The 19,986-nt window shown below is 64.8% G+C and carries 17 protein-coding genes; 9 read left to right on the top strand and 8 right to left on the bottom strand.

Annotation, left to right across the window (positions count from 1 at the left end; genetic code table 11):
• Window positions 1-2 precede the first annotated feature (2 nt).
• From pyrR to gshB, 6 genes are all read right to left on the bottom strand, one after another.
• Window positions 3-521 (bottom strand): bifunctional pyr operon transcriptional regulator/uracil phosphoribosyltransferase PyrR, encoded by a 519-nt coding sequence (gene pyrR, locus ACJA3S_RS23725; RefSeq protein WP_406820195.1) that lies wholly within the window; start codon window positions 519-521, stop codon window positions 3-5.
• Between the two features lie 50 nt (window positions 522-571).
• On the bottom strand, window positions 572-1,009 hold the full coding sequence (gene ruvX, locus ACJA3S_RS23720; RefSeq protein WP_186672355.1) for a Holliday junction resolvase RuvX: 438 nt from the start codon (window positions 1,007-1,009) through the stop codon (window positions 572-574).
• Window positions 1,009-1,578 carry a YqgE/AlgH family protein gene (locus tag ACJA3S_RS23715; protein ID WP_406820194.1) on the bottom strand — a complete coding sequence of 190 codons (570 nt, stop codon included), beginning with the start codon at window positions 1,576-1,578 and terminating at the stop codon, window positions 1,009-1,011. Before ACJA3S_RS23715 ends, ruvX begins: the two co-directional genes overlap by 1 nt.
• Window positions 1,579-1,702: 124 nt before the next feature.
• Window positions 1,703-2,698 carry a hypothetical protein gene (locus ACJA3S_RS23710; protein WP_406820193.1) on the bottom strand — a complete coding sequence of 332 codons (996 nt, stop codon included), beginning with the start codon at window positions 2,696-2,698 and terminating at the stop codon, window positions 1,703-1,705.
• Between the two features lie 97 nt (window positions 2,699-2,795).
• On the bottom strand, window positions 2,796-3,701 hold the full coding sequence (locus tag ACJA3S_RS23705; protein WP_170033188.1) for an energy transducer TonB: 906 nt from the start codon (window positions 3,699-3,701) through the stop codon (window positions 2,796-2,798).
• 91 nt (window positions 3,702-3,792) lie between these two features.
• On the bottom strand, window positions 3,793-4,746 hold the full coding sequence (gene gshB, locus ACJA3S_RS23700) for a glutathione synthase (RefSeq protein WP_406820192.1): 954 nt from the start codon (window positions 4,744-4,746) through the stop codon (window positions 3,793-3,795).
• A 297-nt stretch (window positions 4,747-5,043) separates the two neighbouring features.
• Here gshB and ACJA3S_RS23695 point away from each other — a divergent pair, with 297 nt between their 5' ends.
• The 7 genes from ACJA3S_RS23695 to ACJA3S_RS23665 all read left to right on the top strand — a co-directional run bounded on the left by ACJA3S_RS23695 (window position 5,044) and on the right by ACJA3S_RS23665 (window position 14,783).
• Window positions 5,044-5,445 carry a PleD family two-component system response regulator gene (locus ACJA3S_RS23695; RefSeq protein WP_170033184.1) on the top strand — a complete coding sequence of 134 codons (402 nt, stop codon included), beginning with the start codon at window positions 5,044-5,046 and terminating at the stop codon, window positions 5,443-5,445.
• Between the two features lie 47 nt (window positions 5,446-5,492).
• Window positions 5,493-5,858 (top strand): twitching motility response regulator PilH, encoded by a 366-nt coding sequence (gene pilH, locus ACJA3S_RS23690; protein WP_170033182.1) that lies wholly within the window; start codon window positions 5,493-5,495, stop codon window positions 5,856-5,858.
• Window positions 5,855-6,409 carry a chemotaxis protein CheW gene (locus ACJA3S_RS23685; protein ID WP_406820191.1) on the top strand — a complete coding sequence of 185 codons (555 nt, stop codon included), beginning with the start codon at window positions 5,855-5,857 and terminating at the stop codon, window positions 6,407-6,409. Before pilH ends, ACJA3S_RS23685 begins: the two co-directional genes overlap by 4 nt.
• Before the next feature lie 47 nt (window positions 6,410-6,456).
• Complete coding sequence (locus ACJA3S_RS23680) at window positions 6,457-8,505, top strand: methyl-accepting chemotaxis protein (protein ID WP_225931978.1); 2,049 nt, start codon at window positions 6,457-6,459, stop codon at window positions 8,503-8,505.
• A gap of 9 nt (window positions 8,506-8,514) precedes the next feature.
• A complete protein-coding gene (locus tag ACJA3S_RS23675; protein WP_406820190.1) occupies window positions 8,515-13,467 on the top strand; it encodes an Hpt domain-containing protein in 4,953 nt (1,650 codons plus the stop codon).
• Window positions 13,460-13,933 (top strand): chemotaxis protein CheW, encoded by a 474-nt coding sequence (locus ACJA3S_RS23670; RefSeq protein WP_170033174.1) that lies wholly within the window; start codon window positions 13,460-13,462, stop codon window positions 13,931-13,933. The genes ACJA3S_RS23675 and ACJA3S_RS23670 overlap by 8 nt, the downstream gene beginning before the upstream one ends.
• A 232-nt stretch (window positions 13,934-14,165) precedes the next feature.
• Window positions 14,166-14,783, top strand: coding sequence for a hemolysin III family protein (locus tag ACJA3S_RS23665; RefSeq protein WP_170033172.1), 618 nt, complete (start codon window positions 14,166-14,168; stop codon window positions 14,781-14,783).
• Here ACJA3S_RS23665 and ACJA3S_RS23660 read toward each other — a convergent pair whose 3' ends face one another.
• Both ACJA3S_RS23660 and ACJA3S_RS23655 read right to left on the bottom strand, forming a co-directional pair.
• Window positions 14,784-15,503, bottom strand: a complete 720-nt coding sequence (locus ACJA3S_RS23660; protein ID WP_406820189.1) for a 16S rRNA (uracil(1498)-N(3))-methyltransferase — start codon at window positions 15,501-15,503, stop codon at window positions 14,784-14,786.
• Window positions 15,504-15,679: 176 nt separating this feature from the next.
• Complete coding sequence (locus ACJA3S_RS23655) at window positions 15,680-17,086, bottom strand: adenosylmethionine--8-amino-7-oxononanoate transaminase (protein WP_406820188.1); 1,407 nt, start codon at window positions 17,084-17,086, stop codon at window positions 15,680-15,682.
• A 270-nt stretch (window positions 17,087-17,356) separates the two neighbouring features.
• Between ACJA3S_RS23655 and ACJA3S_RS23650 the strand changes: the two genes are divergently transcribed.
• Together ACJA3S_RS23650 and ACJA3S_RS23645 are read left to right on the top strand one after the other, a co-directional pair.
• Window positions 17,357-19,216 (top strand): FAD-dependent oxidoreductase, encoded by a 1,860-nt coding sequence (locus tag ACJA3S_RS23650; protein ID WP_406820187.1) that lies wholly within the window; start codon window positions 17,357-17,359, stop codon window positions 19,214-19,216.
• Between the two features lie 208 nt (window positions 19,217-19,424).
• Window positions 19,425-19,976 (top strand): cytochrome b, encoded by a 552-nt coding sequence (locus tag ACJA3S_RS23645; protein ID WP_406820186.1) that lies wholly within the window; start codon window positions 19,425-19,427, stop codon window positions 19,974-19,976.
• The last annotated feature ends 10 nt before the right edge of the window (window positions 19,977-19,986 follow it).

Raw genomic sequence — 19,986 nt, 5'->3', positions numbered from 1 at the left:
TCTTAAAGGGCGGAAGCGTTGGCGAGGTCCTGGCGCTCGAGGGCGAGCGGTGCGGGTCCGGTCAATTTTACCCGTTCATGGGCCGCCAGCGACAGGGTGGCGCCGAGCACATTCGGGCGGATTGGCAGTTCGCCGGCATCCAGGTCCAGCAGGCAGACCAGGGTGACGCTGGCCGGGCGGCCGTAATCGAACAGTTCGTTGAGTGCGGCGCGAACCGTACGGCCGCTCATCAGCACGTCATCCACCAGCACCAGGTGCTGGCCCTCCACCTCGAACGGCAGTTCGGATGGCCGCACCTGCGGGTGCAGGCCGTTCTGGCTGAAGTCATCGCGGTAGAACGAGACGTCCAGGGTGCCCATCGGGCTGCTGTCGCCCATGGCTTCCTGCAGGGCCTGGGCGACCCAGACGCCGCCCGTGCGGATACCGATATAGCGTGGCTCGGTAATGGCCCGGCGGGCCAGGTGGGCGCGAAGGTCGACAGCCATCTGCCGAATCAGCTCGGCGGGATTGGGTAGGCTCATTGCGGGCTCCTAGGAAGGGTGCGCCGGGCGGGGCCCGGCGGCAAAGATGATCAGGTGTTGGCCTCCAGCCAGCCTTGCAGCAACAAGGCGGCGGCAATGGCATCGACCGGGTTGTCACGGTAGCTGCCGCGCTGGCCGCCACGGGCCATGCGCTCGCCTTTGGCCTCGAAGGTGGTGAGGCGCTCGTCGTGGGTATGTACCGGCAGGTTGAAACGGCCATTCAGGCGGCGGGCGAACTTTTCGGCGCGGGCGCTCATTTCGCTGGGGGTGCCATCCATGTTCAGCGGCAAGCCGACGACGATGGCATCAGGCTTCCACTCGGCAATCAGCTTTTCTACCTGGGCCCAGTCCGGCACACCGTTCTGCGCCTTCAAGGTGCACAGTTCGCGGGCCTGGCCGGTGACTACCTGGCCGACGGCCACGCCGATCTGTTTGCTGCCGTAGTCGAAGCCCAGCAGCAGGCGTGGTTCAGGCTGCAGTTCGGCCATCAGGCGTGGCCCGCCTGGCTGGTCAGCAGGTTCAGGTTGATGCCCAGGCTGGCGGCTGCGGCTTCCAGGCGCAGGTCGCTGGCCAGGCCGAAGATGATTGCCGGGTCGAACGGGCAGTTGAGCCAGGCGTTGTCGGCAAGCTCGGCTTCCAGCTGGCCCGCTTCCCAACCGGCATAACCCAGGGTAATCAGGCTCTGCTGCGGCCCCACGCCTTCGGCGATGGCGAACAGCACATCCTGCGAAGTGGACAGTGACAGGCCCTGCAGTTCGACCGTGGCCTGGTAGCTGCATTCGCTGCTATGCAGCACGAAGCCACGGTCGGTCTGTACCGGGCCGCCTTGGTAGATCGGCACCTGCAGGGTGCTGGCCGGCGGCGCTTCGTCCGGGCGCAACTGTTCGAGGATGTCGGCCAGGTTGAGTTCCTGTGGCCGGTTCACCACCAGGCCCATGGCACCATGGGCGTTGTGCTCGACGATGTACGTGAGGGTCTGGGCGAAGTTCGGATCGGCCATGTGCGGCATGGCGATCAGGAACTGATGCTTGAGGTAGCTCGGCGTGAGGTTTTTCATGGAGGATAGTGTGGCGCCAGCTGGCGAGGCTGACAAGGTGCCCGAAAGGTAGAGCGCTGGTCGGCGGCTCTACCTGACGTAGCACCCACTTGCTGGGGTGCACTCTGGCATTCAGCGCCCCGGCTCAAGCCGCTTGGAACCCTTCGATGTCGCTGATCACCAATTTCACGGTCGCTGCATTATCGTGTGCAAATTCCAGCTCTCCGTGGCCCTTGAAGGATTTACCCTCTTCGAGGGAGGTGATGATTACTTTTCCTCTTGTCGCATTGATGCCTTTCTCACCCATACCGCCTGGCGAACTGGCACTCAAGATGACGGCGTAGCCGTTACTACCATCGGCAGTGACGGGGTATTCGCCGATGGCAAGGGGGCGGGTGCTGAAGAAATACAGGGTAAGCACTTTATTTCCCTGCAATTCGATCGGGAAGTGGCAGGTGAACGCGTTGAAAGGGGGGTGGATATTGATAAAGCTGGGGCCTGTGGCCTCAAGCTTCCCACCAATAGTGCCCGTCATGGTGACGCTGGAGTTGTTTTTGTTTTGGGCAAATGAGGCGTTCAGCGCGTCGGGCGTGTTGGCTGGTTTTTCATGTTTCGAAGAAGCAACGCTGATGCCAGGGGCATGGGTTTCAGACGCTTTCAAGGCGTCGATATTTACGTTGATCTGGTTATCAGGGTCGTTGTCTTGACGATTTTTGTAGGTGAGCGTGGCCGCTCCCTCGAATGAGCGTTCGATTAAATTGCCCTGAGCATCTTCCTTTTCTGCGACATCAGTAATCGAAAGTTCGCCGCAATGTACCATCAGCCCCTCGAGGCTTTTACTGTCTGGCCGCATCTGCCCGCAAGTGGCAAAGAACCCATCGCTAAGGCTTCCCTCGTCGATAGGGCGAATATCGTACTGGCCCTTTTCGAGTGGCGATAGGAAAGAACCCAGCGAAATAGCGGGAACTTCTTCGTTCTTGTTCTCCGCACCCTCGAAGAATTTGCAGTTGAGAGCGGTGTAGGTGTTCAGCAGATCCGTGTGGCCAGTGCTGCCTGCGAATCGTCCTTCGAGGGTTGCCCTCATGCTGACGCCCGCTTGTTCCTGCGCTTGTTTCTGATTGTTACGATCTTTCGATTCCATCATGACACCCCAATGTGTTGTGGTCGCGTGTCATGAGGCGCTTCTGCCAGGGCGTGGGCAACTGGCAGATATGCCAGTTGCCTGTCCATGAATCCAGTCAGTTGCTGGAAAGCCGGTCCCCGCGGGCAAACCGCCAGGTACGGATGATCTCCAGCCGGTCGAACTCGGCGAGGTCGCCGGTAAACGGCGCGAATGGCGCCGCCAGCCGCACGATGCGCTGGGCCGCCTGGTCCAGCACCGGCTGCCCCGACGATTCCAGCACCAGCACTTCGTACAGCGAGCCGTCGCGGTTGATCGACACCATCATGCGCAAGTTGCCATAAATTTGCTGCCGACGTGCTTCTTCGGGGTAATTGAGGTTACCCACCCGCTCCACTTTCTTGCGCCACTCTTCCTTGTACCAGGCGCCCTTGTCGCGCATGGTCGATGCGGCATTCAGGCGGTGGATGCGCGGGCGCTTGGCATACATCTGCTGTTCGTTGGACAGCTCGGCTTCGAGGCTGGCGATCTGGCTCGACAGCTGCGAACTGTCGAACTCTGGCGTGGCGGCCGCAGGTTTTGGTTGCGGCTTGCTTTCCTTGGGCTTGGGTTCGACCTTCTGCGCTTTCGGCGCCTTGGTCGCCACGGCGGATTTTTCCGGCACCGGCGGGGGCGCCACTTCGGGCTTGGCCGCAGGCGGCGGGGTGACCTTGTTGATCTTGCTGTCCTGGAACGGCGCCACCTCGGTGGTGGTGGGCACCGCCTTCTTGTCCAGGGTGCCGCTACCCTGCTGGTTGTCCTGGGCCTGGAAATCGGCCTTTTCCGGCCGCTTCTCGCTCTTGAACGAGGCCAGGGTGATGTCCATGGTCTGGCGGATTTCCGCCGGCTTGACCACGGTGAAACCCACGCCAAGGATCAGCGCCAGGTGCACCAGGGCAGCCAGGAACAGGGTAAAGCCAAGCCGATCCACCGGGCGAACGCGCGGTGGCAGCAGGTCGGCAGGGATGTCGGCAGGCAGCGTCATCAGGTATCCAGCAACCGCAGGGCGGGGCAGCAGCTCAGTCGAAAAGGACCGGCATCATACCCCACTCCGCGCATTTGCTCCGCGTCGGCGGTCAGCGCGCCTTGAGCTTGCGATCAATGGCGTCCATCAGCTTGCCGCCAATGTCGGTGTTGTACGCCGCGTCGATCTCGCGGATGCAGGTGGGGCTGGTGACGTTGATTTCGGTGAGGTAGTCGCCGATCACATCCAGGCCGACGAACAGCAGGCCCTTTTCGCGCAGGGCAGGGCCGACCTGGGCGGCGATCCAGCGGTCGCGCTCGGTCAGTGGGCGCGCCTCGCCACGGCCACCGGCAGCCAGGTTGCCACGGGTCTCGCCGCTGGCCGGGATGCGCGCCAGGCAGTAGTCGACCGGCTCGCCGTCGATCATCAGGATGCGCTTGTCGCCATCCTTGATCTGCGGCAGGTATTCCTGGGCCATGATCTGCTGGTTGCCGTGCTGGGTCAGCGTTTCGAGGATCACCGACAGGTTGGGGTCGCTCTTGCGGTGGCGGAACACCGAGGCGCCGCCCATGCCGTCCAGCGGCTTGAGGATCACGTCGCCGCGGCTGTCGGCGAACTCGCGCAGGATGTCGACACGGCGGCTGACCATGGTCGGCGCCATGCACTGCGGGAACTGCGTGGCGAACAGCTTTTCGTTGCAGTCGCGCAGGCTCTGCGGGCGGTTGACCACCAGCACACCTTCGCGCTCGGCCTGTTCCAGCAGGTAGGTGCTGTAGACGAACTCCATGTCGAAGGGCGGGTCCTTGCGCATCAGCACCACGTCCAGCTCGGCCAGTGCGCTGTCCTGCTCCTCGCCCAGCTCGAACCAGCGGGCCGGGTCGGCGAACACCTTCAGCGGGCGCATCTGCGCGCGGGCCTGGCCGGCACCCAGGTACAGGTCGCGCTGCTCCATGTAGAACAGGCTCCAGCCGCGTGCCTGGGCGGCCAGCAGCATGGCCAGCGAGCTGTCCTTCTTGTAGGAGATGGACGCGATGGGGTCCATGACAATGCCGAGGCGAACGCTCATGGGGTGGTTCCTCTTGGCGGCGCGTGGCCGCGGTAGATCGAAAGTAAAGTGGCTCAGGGTGGCGCCGTGAACGCCGCTGGTCAAGGGGCGCGGTAGATGGAACGGGCACCCGGAGTGTGCTAAAAATGCCTGGCATAGCGCTGTGCAACAGGCCTTTGGGGCTGCTGCGCAGTCCTATCGCGACGCAAGGCCGCTCCTGCAGGAGATCGCGGTCCCTTGTAGGAGCGGCCTTGCGTCGCGATAGGGGCGCGCAGCGGCCCTACGATTTCCGCATTATCAGCGACGGTAGCCCAACAGATGGAACAACCCCTGAAGGTGATGGTGATCGACGATTCGCGCACGATCCGCCGCACCGCACAGATGTTGCTCGGTGAAGCGGGCTGCGAGGTGATCACCGCCAGCGATGGTTTCGATGCCCTGGCCAAGATCGTCGACCACCAGCCCAGCATCATCTTCGTCGATGTGCTGATGCCGCGCCTGGACGGCTACCAGACCTGTGCGGTGATAAAGCACAACAGTGCCTTCAAGGACACCCCGGTGATCCTGCTGTCGTCACGCGATGGCCTGTTCGACAAGGCCCGCGGCCGGGTGGTCGGGTCCGACCAGTTCCTGACCAAGCCGTTCAGCAAGGAAGAACTGCTCGATGCGATCCGTGCCCATGTGCCCGGTTTTGCCGCAACCCAACAACACGCACCCTGACCGCGCCCCGCCATGGCACGGTCTTTCTTTCCTGATGGGGAAACAGCATGGCCCGAGTTCTGATTGTCGACGACTCGCCGACAGAGATGTACCGATTGACCGGATGGCTGGAAAAGCACGGCTTCCAGGTGCTCAAGGCCAACAACGGTGCCGATGGCGTGGCCCTGGCCCGGCAGGACAAGCCAGACGCGGTGCTGATGGACATCGTCATGCCCGGCATGAACGGTTTCCAGGCCACCCGCCAGCTCAGCAAGGACCCGGAAACCAGCGCCATCCCGGTGATCGTGGTGACCACCAAGGACCAGGAAACCGACCGGGTCTGGGCTACGCGCCAGGGCGCTCGTGACTTCCTCACCAAACCGGTGGAGGAGGACGCCTTGATCGCCAAGCTCAAAGAGGTGCTGGGGGCTTGACCACCCGCCCGCAGGGCGCGTCGCTGACCGCCTTTGAGTTGTTGCTGGACATCGACCGGCGCTGCCGCCTGCTGGTCGCCGACCAGCCGCCGCAGGACCAGCGCCTGCAACAGTGGAGCGGCATCGGCTTCCGCATTGCCGGGCAGTGGTTCGTGGCGCCGATGGGCGAGGTCGCCGAGGTGCTGCGCGAACCGCGCAGTAGCCGTGTCCCCGGCGTGCAGCCGTGGGTGTGCGGGGTGGCCAACCTGCGTGGCCGACTGCTGCCGGTGATGGACCTGAGCAGCTTCTTTGGCCTGGGCCAGGCCGCCCCGGGCAAGCAGCGGCGGGTGCTGGTGCTGGACCACGATGACCTGTTCGTCGGCCTGCTGGTAGACGAGGTGCTGGGCCTGCAGCACTTTGCCCTGGACAGCCTGCAGCTGGCGCCGCCGCAACCGCTGATCAGCGCCGCTGCGCCCTTCGTGCAGGGGCACTTCCCGCGTGAACGCAACTGGGCGATCTTCAGCCCCTTCGCCCTGGCCCAGGCGCCGGGCTTTCTCGATGTGGCGTTATAGGACCTGCGAACGTGAACAAGCCTGCCCCTCCCGTCACCGCTACCACCGTGACCCCACGTACCCGCAGCATTGCGCAGATCACCGTACTGTTCCTGATCCTGATCCTGTCGATCATCCTGCTGTTCGCCAACTTCGCCTACCTCAACACCCAGTCCAACTACGACAAGCAGTACATCGGCCATGCCGGCGAATTGCGCGTGCTGTCGCAACGTATCGCCAAGAATGCGACCGAAGCCGCCACGGGCAAGGCCCTGGCGTTCAAGCTGTTGTCGGACTCGCGCAACGATTTCGAACGGCGCTGGGGTTACCTGCGCGAAGGTGACAAGTCCACCGGCCTGCCACCGGCGCCGCCGGCGGTGCGTGACGAGATGGAAGCGGTACGCCGTGACTGGGAAAACCTGCGCCGGAACACCGACACCATCCTGGCCAGCGAACAGACCGTGCTGTCGCTGCACCAGGTGGCGGCGACCCTGGCCGAGACCGTGCCGCAGCTGCAGGTGGAATACGAAAAGGTGGTGGAGATCCTGCTGCAGAGTGGCGCCCCGGCCAGCCAGGTGGCGGTGGCCCAGCGCCAGCTGCTGCTGGCCGAACGCATCCTCGGCTCGGTCAATACCGTGCTGGCCGGCGACGACAGCGCAGCCCAGGCGGCCGATGCCTTTGGTCGCGATGCCGGGCGCTTTGGCCAGGTGCTGGAGGGCATGCTCAACGGTAACGCGGCAATCCAGGTGACTCGTGTCGAGGATGCCGACGCCCGCACGCGCCTGGCCGAAATCGCCGAACTGTTCCAGTTCGTCGCCGGCTCGGTGGACGAGATCCTGGAAACCTCGCCCGAGCTGTTCCGTGTACGTGAAGCCGCAGGCAACCTGTTCAGCCTGTCGCAAACCCTGCTCGACGAGGCCTCGCACCTGGCCAACGGCTTCGAGAACCTGGCCGGCGGGCGTACCCTCGACACCGTCGGCGGCTACATCCTCGGCTTGCTGGCGCTGGCCTCGATCATCCTCATCGGCCTGGTCATGGTGCGCACCACCAACCGCCAGCTGCGCGAGACGGCGGAAAAGAACGAACGCAACCAGCAGGCGATCATGCGCCTGCTCGATGAAATCGAAGAACTGGCCGACGGCGACCTGACCGTGACCGTGTCGGTAACCGAAGACTTTACCGGCGCCATCGCCGATTCGATCAATTATTCGGTCGACCAGCTGCGCGACCTGGTCGCTACCATCAACCACAGTGCGTTGCAGGTCGCCGCCGCCGTACAGGACACGCAGAACACTGCTCGCCAGCTGGCCAAGGCCTCGGAACACCAGGCCGAGCAGATCAGCGAGGCGTCCGAGGCAGTCGGCGACATGGTCGAGTCGATCGACCGGGTTTCGGCCCACGCCTACGAGTCGGCGAAGGTGGCCGAGCGCTCGGTGGCGATCGCCAACAAGGGCAACGAGGTGGTGCACAACACCATCAACGGCATGGACAACATCCGCGAGCAGATCCAGGACACCGCCAAGCGGATCAAGCGCCTGGGCGAGTCCTCCCAGGAAATCGGCGATATCGTCAGCCTGATCGACGACATTGCCGACCAGACCAACATTCTTGCCCTCAACGCGGCGATCCAGGCTTCGCTCGCCGGTGAAGCTGGCCGGGGTTTTGCCGTGGTCGCCGATGAAGTGCAGCGCCTGGCAGAACGTTCATCTTCGGCCACCCGGCAGATCGAGGCGTTGGTACGTACCATCCAGGCCGATACCAACGAGGCGGTGATCTCCATGGAACAGACCACCGCCGAAGTGGTACGCGGTGCGCGCCTGGCCCAGGATGCAGGCGTTGCCCTGGCCGAGATCGAAGGGGTTTCGCAGAACCTCGCCGACCTTATCCACAGTATCTCAGACGCTGCCCAGTTGCAGACTTCGTCGGCCGGGCAGATTTCCCACACCATGGCGGTGATCCAGCAGATCACCGCCCAAACCTCCGCCGGCTCCAGCGCCACTGCCGACAGTATCCGCCACCTGGCTCGCATGGCCAGCGAGATGCGTCGTTCGGTGTCCGGGTTCACCCTGCCGCCACCTGCAGAGCCCATGACGAGCCCTAGTGAAGCGCCGCGCTGAGGAATGCCAATGGCCGTAGCTGCAATAAGCCCCGAACGCCACGATACCGTGGCGCTGGCCTGGACCAAGGCCGCCATCCTCGACTGCCTGGCCCAAGCGCGCCAGGCGCTGGAGCGCTTTGCCGGGGAACCGGGCGAGCTGTCGATGCTGGCCTTCGTGGTCGACAACCTGCACCAGGTGCACGGTTGCCTGCGCATGCTCGAACTGCGCGGCGCCACCCGCCTGGCCGAGGAGCTGGAACTGTTCGCCAAGGCCTTGGCCGAAGGCCAGGTCAGCCCCCGGGGTGATTGCCTGGGCGCTTTGTTTCGTGGCCTGGAGCAACTGCCGTCGTACCTGGAACGCCTGCGCGGTGCCCGCCACGACCTGCCGCTGGTGATGCTGCCGCTGCTCAATCAGTTGCGCGCCTGCCGTGGCGAGGAACCGTTGGCGCAGGCCAGCCTGATCAGCGGCGCCACGCAGCGCTTTGCCGGTGCCGACGACCTGGCCAACCTCGACCTGTCGCTGGGTAACTGGCGTGAGCAGATGCAAGCCGGGCCGGGCCGCGATGCTCTGCGCTCGGTGGTGACCGCGCTGTGTGACGACCTGATGCGGATCAAGGAACGCCTGGACCAGTTCGTGCGTGGCGACCGCCAACACAACGAGCAGCTCGATGCTCTACTGGCACCGTTACGCCACGTGGCCGACACCTTGGCCGTGCTGGGCTTCCAGCAGCCGCGCCGGGTGATCATCGACCAGGTGCTGACGCTGCAGGCGCTGGCCCAGGGCGAGCGAGCAGTGGATGACGCGGTGTTGATGGACGTGGCGGGGGCGCTGCTGTACGTCGAGGCCACGCTGAACGGCATGGTCGGCCCACTGGAGGAGAACGGCCAGGGCGGCCTGCCGGGCTCGGACCTGGCCGAGATCCGCCAACTGGTGCTGAACGAGGCGCTGAATGTGCTGCAACAGGCCAAGGACCTGATCGGCGATTGCCTGGAGTCCGGTTGGCCACGGCAACGCCTGCAGCCCTTGCCGGGGTTGTTGCAGCAGGTTCGCGGGGCGCTGGCGATGTTGATGCTGCCGGCCGTGGCCGAGCTGTTCGAAGGCTGCGCCAGTTATGTACAGCGCTGGCTGCAGCACCTGGAGGTGGAGCCGCCCGCCGATGAGCTGACGCACCTGGCCGAGGCCCTGAGCGCAGCCGAATGCTACCTGCAGTGGCGAGTGGCCGACCCGTTGGCGGATGCCCAGCCGTTCATCGACATGGCCCGCGCCAGCCTGGCGACGCTGGGCGTGCAGTGTACCCAGGTCGATGCCACTGCAAGCCACGAGGGTAGCGCCGATGGCATCGATGACGAGCTGCGCGAAGTGTTTCTCGACGAAGCGGGTGAATTGCTGCCGGAAATCGAGCGCCACTGGCTGCGCTGGCGGGCCGACAACCAGCAGCACGAGGCATTGAAGGAAATGCGCCGCGCGCTGCATACGCTCAAGGGCAGTGGCCGCATGGTCCATGCCGAGGCGGTGGCCGAGCTGGCCTGGGGCGCCGAGCATCTGCTCAACCGGGTACTCGAGGGCCGCAGCGTGCTCAGCCCGGAAGGCGTGGTGGCCTTGCAGCGGGTGTTCGTCCACCTGCCCGACCTGCTGGCCGACTTTGCCGCCGGCCAGTTGCCGCAACTGAGCGAAATCGAGCAACTGGCCGGGCACCTGCATGCCCTGGCCGAAAACGCTGCGCCGTTGGCAGCGGACCTGGGCGGCCTCGACCCGCAACTGCTGGACATCTTCCGCAGCGAGGCGCAGGGCCACCTGGCCAGCCTGGATGCGTTCCTGCGCGATGCCGGCGACCACGACACGCCGGTCAGCGATGGCCTGCAGCGCGCCTTGCACACGCTCAAGGGCAGCGCCGCCATGGCCGGCGTCATGCCGGTGGCCGAACTGGCCACTGCCTTCGACCGCCTGGCACGTGAATACAAGGGCCACCAACTGCCGCTGCAAATGGCCGAGATCGAATGGCTGGAAGCCGCGCGCTCGCTGTTTCACCTGGGCCTGGCGCAACTCGACAGCACGCCGCTGGCAGCCATCCCCGGCGCCGCCGAGCTGATCGAGCAGGTCGGCCAGGTGGTGGACCAACGCCTGGCCAGCCTGCATGGCGACCCGCAGCATGCGCGGCGCAGCAAGCGTGACCCGCAGCGGGTGGCCAGTTTCCTGGCCCAGGCCATGGACATCCTGCTGGATGCCGAATCGTTGCTGTCGCGCTGGCGCCAGCAGCCCGGCCAGCGCGACCCGCTGGACGCCCTGCTCGACCAGCTCACCACCCTGGGCCACGCGGCACACCTGGCCGACCTGCGGCAAATGGACGATGTCTGCGAGGCTCTGCTCGACCTGTACGGTGCCGTGGAGGAGGGCAGCCTGCCCGCCGATGCGCGCTTCTTCGCCCAGGCCCAGCAGGCCCATGAAGCCCTGCTGGACATGCTCGACGAGGTGGCCGCCGGGCAGGACATTGCGCCCCGCGCCGAGCTGGTCGACAACCTGCGTAATCTGCTGGACCAGGCCCTGGCGCCGGAGGCCACTGGCCTGGTTGGCATCGACACGGTCACGCCGCTGCACCCGGACATGGACCTGGGCGCTACCCTGGGCCTGGGGCTGGCGCACAAGCCTGTGCCACCGGCTGCGGCGGAGCCGCTGGTCGAAGAGCCGGAAAGCCCTGGCGCAGAGCTGCTGGAAGTGTTCCTTGAAGAAAGCTCGGACATCGTCGAGAGTGCTGCTGCGGCGTTGGCCCGCTGGCAGGCCGACCCGCGCAGCAGCGTCGAGGTGGACAACCTCCTGCGCGACCTGCACACCCTCAAAGGTGTGGCACGCATGGTCGAGATAGCGCCAATCGGCGACCTGGCCCATGAGCTGGAGTTTCTCTACGAATTGCTGGCCGCGGGACGCCTGCCGCCGAGTGCGCCGCTGTTCGCCCTGTTGCAGAACTGCCATGACCGCCTGGCGCACATGCTCGATGCCGTGCGCCTGGGCCAGCCGCTGCATGCCGCCACGGCGCTGATCGACTACATCCGCAACTTCAGCAGCGCGGCGCTGACCGACAGTGCTGCGGGCCAGGGGCCGGTCGGTGCCGCTGCCAGCGAGGCGCCAGCGGCGGTACCGGAGCGGGCGCCAGGCGACATGGTCAAGGTCGATGCCGAGCTGCTCGACGAGCTGGGCAACCTGGCCGGTGAACACTCGATCATCCGTGGGCGCATCGAGCAGCAGGTCAACGATGCCCAGTTCACCCTCAACGAGATGGAAACCACCCTCGAGCGCATGCGCGACCAGCTGCTGCGCCTGGACATCGAGACCCAGGGGCGGATTTCCAGCCGCCAGCAGTTCGAAGGCGATGCCTATGACGACTTCGACCCCCTGGAGATGGACCGTCATTCGCAGCTGCAGCAGCTGTCGCGGGCCCTGTTCGAGTCCGCCTCGGACCTGCTCGACCTCAAGGAAACCCTGGCCCAGCGTGCCCAGGAAGCGCACAGCCTGCTGCAACAGCAGGCGCGGGTGAACAGCCAGTTGCAGGAAGGCCTTACCGCCACCCTGATGGTGCCCTTCGAGCGCCTGGTGCCGCGCTTGCAGCGCGTGGTGCGGCAGGTGGCCAGCGAGTTGGGCAAGCAGGTCGAACTGGTGGTCGGCAATGCCGAGGGCGAGCTGGACCGCAGTGTGCTCGAACGCATGGTGGCGCCGCTGGAGCACATGCTGCGCAATGCCGTCGACCATGGCCTGGAAAGCCGGGAAATGCGCCTGGCTGCCGGCAAGCCGGAGCAGGGCACCATTCACCTGAATTTACTGCACGAAGGCGCCGACATCGTCATCGAAATGACCGACGACGGTGCCGGCGTGCCGCTGGAAGCGGTGCGACGCAAGGCCATCAAGCGCGGCCTGCTGGACCCGCAGGCACATTTGAGCGATCACGAAATCCTCCAGTTCATCCTGCGGCCGGGCTTTTCCACTGCCGAGAAGATCACCCAGATTTCCGGCCGCGGCCTGGGCATGGACGTGGTCCACGAAGAGGTCAAGCAACTGGGCGGCTCGATGAGCATCGAATCGGCCCCAGGCAAGGGCGCGCGCTTCCTGATTCGCCTGCCGTTCACCGTGTCGGTCAACCGTGCGCTGATGGTGCATCTGGGTGAAGAGCAGTACGCCATCCCGCTCAACACCATCGAGGGCATTGTCCGCGTGCCGCCCGCTGAACTGGCGGCGTGCTACCAACTGGACGTGCCACGTTATGTGTACGCCGGCCACGAATACGAGTTGCGTTATCTGGGCGAACTGCTGCAAGGCATGCCGCGCCCGGCCTTGCTGGGGCAAAGTGTGCCGCTGCCGGTGCTGCTGGTACACTCCCAGGAACAATCGTTCGCAATCCAGGCTGACGCCCTGTCGCCCAGCCGCGAAATCGTGGTGAAGAGCCTGGGGCCGCAGTTTGCTGCGGTTGCCGGCTTGTCGGGGGCGACATTGCTGGGCGATGGCCGTGTGGTGCTGATTCTCGACCTGTTGGGCCAGTTGCGTGGCCAGCAGCGGCGCCTGGCACGCCTGCCGGGTGGCGGTGCGGCCCAGCGCCAGGTCTTCGGGCCGGCGCCGCGGCGGGCCTTGCTGGTGATGGTGGTGGACGACTCGGTAACCGTGCGCAAGGTCACCAGCCGCCTGCTCGAGCGTCATGGCATGAGCGTGCTGACGGCCAAGGACGGGGTCGATGCCATGGCCCTGCTGGAAGAGCACCGCCCGGATGTGCTGCTGCTGGATATCGAGATGCCACGCATGGACGGTTTCGAGGTGGCCACGCGCATCCGCCGCGACGAGCGGCTGAAAGACCTGCCGATCATCATGATCACCTCGCGCACCGGGCAGAAGCACCGCGACCGAGCCATGGCCATCGGCGTCAATGAATACCTCGGCAAGCCGTATCAGGAATCGGTCCTGCTGCAGAGCATCGCCCACTGGAGCCAGGCCCATGCTTGAACTGATCGCCGGCCAGCGCAGCAGCCTGACCGGGCTGTTGCTGCCGTTGGGTGACCGTACCCTGGTGTTGCCCAATGTCGCGGTGGCTGAGTTGAGCGGCCAGCGCAACGTGCTGTGCCAGCGCGGCGAACCGGCCTGGCACCTGGGCTGGATCGACTGGCGCCAGCAACGCCTGCCGCTGATCGGCTTCGAGGCCGCCTGCGGTGGCGAGACCCCCTGCGGCGAGCGGGCCCGTGTGGTGGTGCTGAACGCCCTGGGCGATACCGGCCTGCGCTACCTGGCGCTGCTGCTGCAGGATATCCCGCGCTCGTGCAAGCTCGACAGCCAGCTGAACTATGTGGACGTGGCCCTGGGCCGCCTGGAACTGGCCGCAGTGCAGGTGGGCGAGCAGGTGGCGCGGGTACCGGACCTGGTCGGGCTGGAGCGGCTGGTGCGTGACGCTGATCTGCAACCTGACCTTGGTTAGGATGTGAAGCAAAGCGCTTGGTCGTTTGGCTGACACGGTCGTTGTAGGAGCGGCCTTGTGTCGCGAAAGGGTCGCGAAGCGGCCCCAGGATCTTTGCCACGGCATAAATTGCAGGGGCTGCTCCGCAGCCCTTTCGCGACACAAGGCCGCTCCTACAGGAAGCGTGTGAGCCTGACAGGGCCGGAACAGGCTGGCGCAGGAACCCAGCCCACCGCAGGAGGTCTGTGTTTGCATGTACTACGGTGAACGCTTCAACGCCTGGACTCACCTGGTCGGTGCTGTCCTGGCCTGTATCGGTGCCATCTGGCTGATCGTGGCCGCGGGCCTGCAAGGCGACCCATGGAAGATCGTCAGCTTTTCCATCTACGGCAGCACCCTGCTGTTGCTGTACAGCATCTCTACCCTGTACCACAGCACCCGTGGGCGGGCGAAGGTGATCATGCGCAAGCTCGATCACTTGTCGATCTACCTGCTGATCGCCGGCAGCTATACGCCGTTCTGCCTGGTCAGCTTGCGCGGCCCGTGGGGCTGGAGCCTGTTCGGCATCGTCTGGGGGCTGGCGGTAATCGGCATGCTGCAGGAGATCAAGCCGCGCTCCGAGGCGCGCATCCTGTCGATCATCATCTATGCGGTAATGGGCTGGATCGTGCTGGTGGCGGTGCAGCCGCTGCTGCACGCGCTGGGCACTGCCGGCTTCGCCTGGCTGGCTGCCGGCGGTGTGTTCTATACCGTCGGCATCCTGTTCTTTGCCTTCGACAGCCGCTTCCGCCACTGGCACGGCATCTGGCATCTGTTCGTGATTGCCGGCAGCCTCATGCACTTCGTGGCGGTGTCGTTCTATGTGCGTTAGCTAGAAGTCGCCCCACAACTGCTGCGCCACCGACAGGGCTACCACGGGCGCGGTTTCGGTACGCAGCACCCGTGGCCCGAGGCGCGCGGCGTGGAAGCCAGTGGCTTTGGCCTGGTCGACCTCTGCCTCGCTCAGGCCGCCCTCCGGGCCGATCAGGAAGGCCAGCGTGGCCGGCCTGGCATGGCTGGTGAGGGGTTCGGCGACTGGGTGCAAAACCAGTTTCAGGTCGGCCTTGGCACTGTTCAACCATTCGCCCAGGGTTACCGGTGGGTGGATGACTGGCAAGGTTGAGCGACCGCACTGTTCGCAGGCACTGATCGCTACCTGGCGCCAATGGGCCAGGCGCTTGTCGGCGCGTTCGTCCTTCAGCCGCACTTCGCAACGTTCGCTGACGATCGGGGTGATTTCATTTACCCCCAGTTCGGTGGCCTTCTGGATCGCCCAGTCCATGCGCTCGCCGCGGGACAGCCCCTGGCCGAGATGGACATGCAGCGGTGAATCGGCCTGGCCGGCAAGGGCCTGGTCGAGGCTGACGCGCACGGTTTTCTTGCCCACTTCGAGCAGCTGGCCACGGTACTCCTGGCCGCTGCCGTCGAACAGCTGCACGGCGTCGCCGGGGGCCATGCGCAGCACGCGGCCGATGTAGTGGGCCTGGGCTTCGGGCAGGTCGTGCTGGCCGAGGCTCAGGGGGGCGTCGATGAAGAAGCGGGACAGTCTCATGGGGTGCTCGTAGGAAAGAGTGTACTCGTCCCTTGTAGGAGCGGCCTTGTGTCGCGAAAGGGCCGCGCAGCGGCCCCGGCGGTTTGTACATCACCGCTGAACTACTGGGGCTGCTACGCAGCCCTTTCGCGACACAAGGCCGCTCCTACAAGGGGTGTGCGGTCAGGTCTGCAAGCCTAGCCCGGGTCGCGGAAGTCGGGGTGGAAGTTGGCCGGTACCGCCACGCTGACGCTTTCACGGGTGGCGATGTCGATACCCTCGCTGGCCACTTCGGCGAGGAAGTCGATCTGCTCCGGGGTGATCACATAAGGCGGCAGGAAGTACACCACGCTGCCCAGCGGGCGCAGCAGGGCACCACGGGTCAGGGCATGCTCGAATACCTTCAGGCCGCGTCGCTCCTGCCACGGGTAGGCGACCTTGCCGGCCTTGTCCTTGACCATCTCGATGGCCAGGGCCATGCCGGTCTGGCGGATTTCGGCGACATGGGCATGCTCGGCGAGGTGTGCGGTGGCACTGGCCATGCGCGCAGCCAGGCCCTGGTTGGCTTCGATCACGTTGTCCTGCTCGAAGATGTCCAGCGTCGCCAGTGCGGCAGCACAGGCCAGCGGGTTACCGGTATAGCTGTGCGAGTGGAGGAACGCGCGCAGGGTCGGGTAGTCGTCGTAGAACGCCTGGTAGACCTTGTCGGTGGTCAGGCATGCGGCCAGTGGCAGGTAGCCACCGGTCAGGGCCTTGGACAGGCACAGGAAATCCGGGCGGATGCCGGCCTGCTCGCAGGCGAACATCGTGCCGGTGCGGCCGAAGCCCACGGCGATCTCGTCGTGGATCAGGTGCACGTCGTAGCGGTCGCAGGCCTCGCGCAGCAGCTTGAGGTACACCGGGTGGTACATGCGCATGCCGCCAGCGCCCTGGATCAACGGCTCGACGATTACCGCACTGATCGAGGCGTGGTGTTCGGCCAGGGTCTGCTCCATGGCCTGGAACATGTTGCGCGAATGCTCCTCCCAGCTCATGCCTTCGGGGCGCAGGTAGCAATCGGGGCTGGGCACCTTGAGGGTGTCGAGCAGCAACGCCTTGTAGGTTTCGGTGAACAGCGGCACGTCGCCGACCGACATCGCCGCGATGGTTTCGCCATGGTAGCTGTTGGTCAGGGTTACGAAGCGCTTCTTGCCTGGTTTGCCGACGTTCTGCCAGTAGTGGAAGCTCATCTTCAGCGCCACTTCGATGCACGACGAACCGTTGTCGGCATAGAACACCCGGTCGAGCCCGGCCGGGGTCATGGCCACCAGGCGCTCGGACAGCTCGATCACTGGCTGATGGCTGAAACCGGCCAGGATCACGTGTTCCAGCTGGTCGACCTGATCCTTGATGCGCTGGTTGATACGCGGGTTGGCGTGACCGAACACGTTGACCCACCAGCTGCTCACCGCATCCAGGTAGCGCTTGCCTTCGAAGTCTTCCAGCCACACGCCTTCGCCGCGCCGGATCGGGATCAGCGGCAGCTGCTCGTGGTCTTTCATCTGGGTACAGGGGTGCCACAGGACCTTGAGGTCACGTTGCATCCACTGATCATTGAGGCCCATCGGCACTTCTCCTGGCTTGCGGCTTGGTTCGACCGCGTAAGCCTAAGCAATGCCGCAGGGCAGGACAACCGCTGCGGTTCAACGGCGCTGCGGGCCGCCGCTTTCGAACGTGCCGGTGACCGCGCGACCGGCAAAAAAGTGATCTGGCAAAGGCACTTGATGTCGCTGTGCTGGCAGGGCCGACGGACCTGACGTATTCTTAACGCATTTCTCTCGGGGCCTTCCTGCCTCTACTCGTTACTGTAACCCCCTGACTCGGAGTTCGCCGACATGGCTGCTGCTTGGGTGCGCCTGTGCGCGTTGGTATTGATTGGTGTGTCCAGCGGCGCCGCGCTGGCAAAGGACAAGACACCTTCGGCGATCGTCGTGGGTGGTGGCCTGGCGGGCCTCACGGCCGCCTATGAGCTGCAGAACAAGGGCTGGCAGGTAACGCTGCTGGAAGCCAAGCCAGGCATGGGCGGGCGCTCGGGCCTGGCCACCAGTGAGTGGATCGGCAATGCCAAGGCGCAGCCGGTGCTCAACCAGTACCTTGACCGTTTCAAGCTTGAAACACTGCCGGCACCTGAATTCGTGCGCACCCCCGGTTACCTGATCGACGGCGAGTATTTCAGTGCCACCGACCTGGCCAGCAAGCAGCCGGCCACTGCCGAGGCCATCAAGCGCTACGAGAAAACCCTCGACGACCTGGCGCGGTCGATCGACGACCCGCTGAATCCGCAAGCCACCAGTACGCTGTTCGCCCTCGACCAGATCAACGTCTCCACCTGGCTGGACAAGCTGCAACTGCCGGCCACCGCCCGCCAGCTGATCAACCAGCAGATCCGTTCCCGTTACGATGAACCGTCGCGCCTGTCGCTGCTGTACTTCGCCCAGCAGAACCGCGTTTACCGTGGCGTCAGCGACCGTGATCTGCGGGCTGCGCGCCTGCCGGGTGGCAGCCCGGTGCTGGCCCAGGCCTTCGTCAAGCAGCTGAAGACCATCAAGACCAATTCGCCAGTAACGGCCATCGTCCAGGACAAGGACGGCGTCACGGTCAAAGTCGGCAGTGTCGGTTACCAGGCGGATTACCTGGTGATGGCCGTGCCGCTGCGCGCCCTGGCCAAGATCCAGATGACCCCGAGCCTGGACAACCAGCACCTGGCAGCGATCAAGGGCACCAACTACGGCTGGCGCGACCAGCTGATGCTCAAGTTCAAGAAGCCGGTGTGGGAAAGCCGTGCGCGCATGTCCGGCGAAATCTTCAGTAACGCCGGCCTGGGCATGCTGTGGATCGAGCCGGCGCTCAAGGGTGGCGCCAACGTGGTGATCAACCTGTCGGGCGACAATGCCCGCTTGCTGCAGGCGTTCGGTGACAAGCAGATGGTCGACCAGGTGCTGATCCGCCTGCACGCGTTCTATCCGCAAGCCCGTGGTTCGTTCACTGGCTACGAGGTCAAGCGTTACAGCACCGATGCCGGTACCGGTGGTGCTTACCTGGCCTATGGCCCGGGGCAGATCAGCAAGTACTGGCGCTTGTGGGAGCGCCCGGTGCAGCGCATCACCTTTGCCGGTGAGCATACCGACGCGCTCTACCCAGGCACCCTGGAAGGTGCCCTGCGCAGTGGCCAGCGTGCGGCGAGCCAGGTGCAGGACCTGCTGGCAGGCAAGTCGTTCGACCCGGCCAAGGCGGCACCGGTGGCTGCAGCTGCAGCAGGCGCCGTGGCGGCCAAGCAGAGCAAGGGTGGGTTCTTCTCCAATCTGTTCGGTGGTTCTGCCGACAAGGGCGACAAGGCCCCCGCCAAAGCCGAGGCGAAAGAGGTCGAAGAGGCCAAGCAGGACAAGCCAGGCTTCTTCTCGCGGCTGTTTGGCGGGGCGGACAAGCCTGAAGTGAAAGCCGAGCCGATTGCCAAGGCGGAACCGGTGTCGCCGACACCTGCTCCAGCGCCGCAAGTTGCACCGGCCCCGGTAGCGCCAGCACCTGCGCCAGTGGCCAAGGAAACGCCGGCCAAGCCTGCGGCAACCAAAGCCACACCCGCCAAACGTGCACCCGTGCACAAGCCAGCTCGCAAGCCTGCCGAAACCAGGAAGGCCACTGCCAAGTCCGCGCCTGCCAAGAAAGCCGTAGCCGATACCCAGGCCAAGGCCGGTTGATTCGTTGATTGTGCTGACCCTATCGCCGGCTCGCCGGCGATAGGCCGTACAGGCAGCGCTGACTTCCCCTTTATCGTTAATGTTTCCTTAATGGGAAGCTTTCACAATAAATATCGGATTTCTCGATAATCCAGAGCAATTTTTTCCGCTTTTCTTCGATACGTTTCGCGATAGTCTGTGCACAGCTTTCACGGAGAAACAGGTCAACATGCAACTGCGCAATTCACCTTCTCGCTACGGCGTGGTCAGCATCGTCATGCACTGGGGCGTGGCTCTGGCGGTCTTCGGCTTGTTTGGCCTGGGCCTGTGGATGGTCGGTCTCGACTACTACAGCCCTTGGCGCAAGGCTGGCCCAGACTTGCACAAGAGCATCGGCCTGGTCCTGCTGGCGGTGATGCTGCTGCGGGTAGTCTGGCGTTTCATCAGCCCGCCGCCACCGGCACCGGCCAGCCACGACGCATTCACTCGCCTGGCCGCCAAGCTGGGGCACCTGGCGCTGTACGTCGGGCTGTTCGCGGTGATGATCGCCGGCTACCTGATCTCCACTGCCGACGGCGTGGGTATACCGGTGTTCGGCCTGTTCGAAGTGCCGGCACTGGTCAGCGACCTGCCTGACCAGGCCGACCTGGCTGGGGTGATTCATCTCTGGCTGGCCTGGGGCCTGGTGATTCTTGCCGTACTGCATGCCCTGGCAGCGCTCAAGCACCATTTCATCGACCGTGACGCGACCCTGACCCGCATGCTGGGCCGCAAAGCTTGACTCTCAACCT

This window comes from Pseudomonas sp. KnCO4 (assembly GCF_045344305.1).
Taxonomy (GTDB): Bacteria; Pseudomonadota; Gammaproteobacteria; order Pseudomonadales; family Pseudomonadaceae; genus Aquipseudomonas; species Aquipseudomonas anuradhapurensis.
The sequence above is the reverse complement of the archived record's forward strand: the minus strand, read 5'-3'. Positions and strand labels throughout refer to the sequence as shown.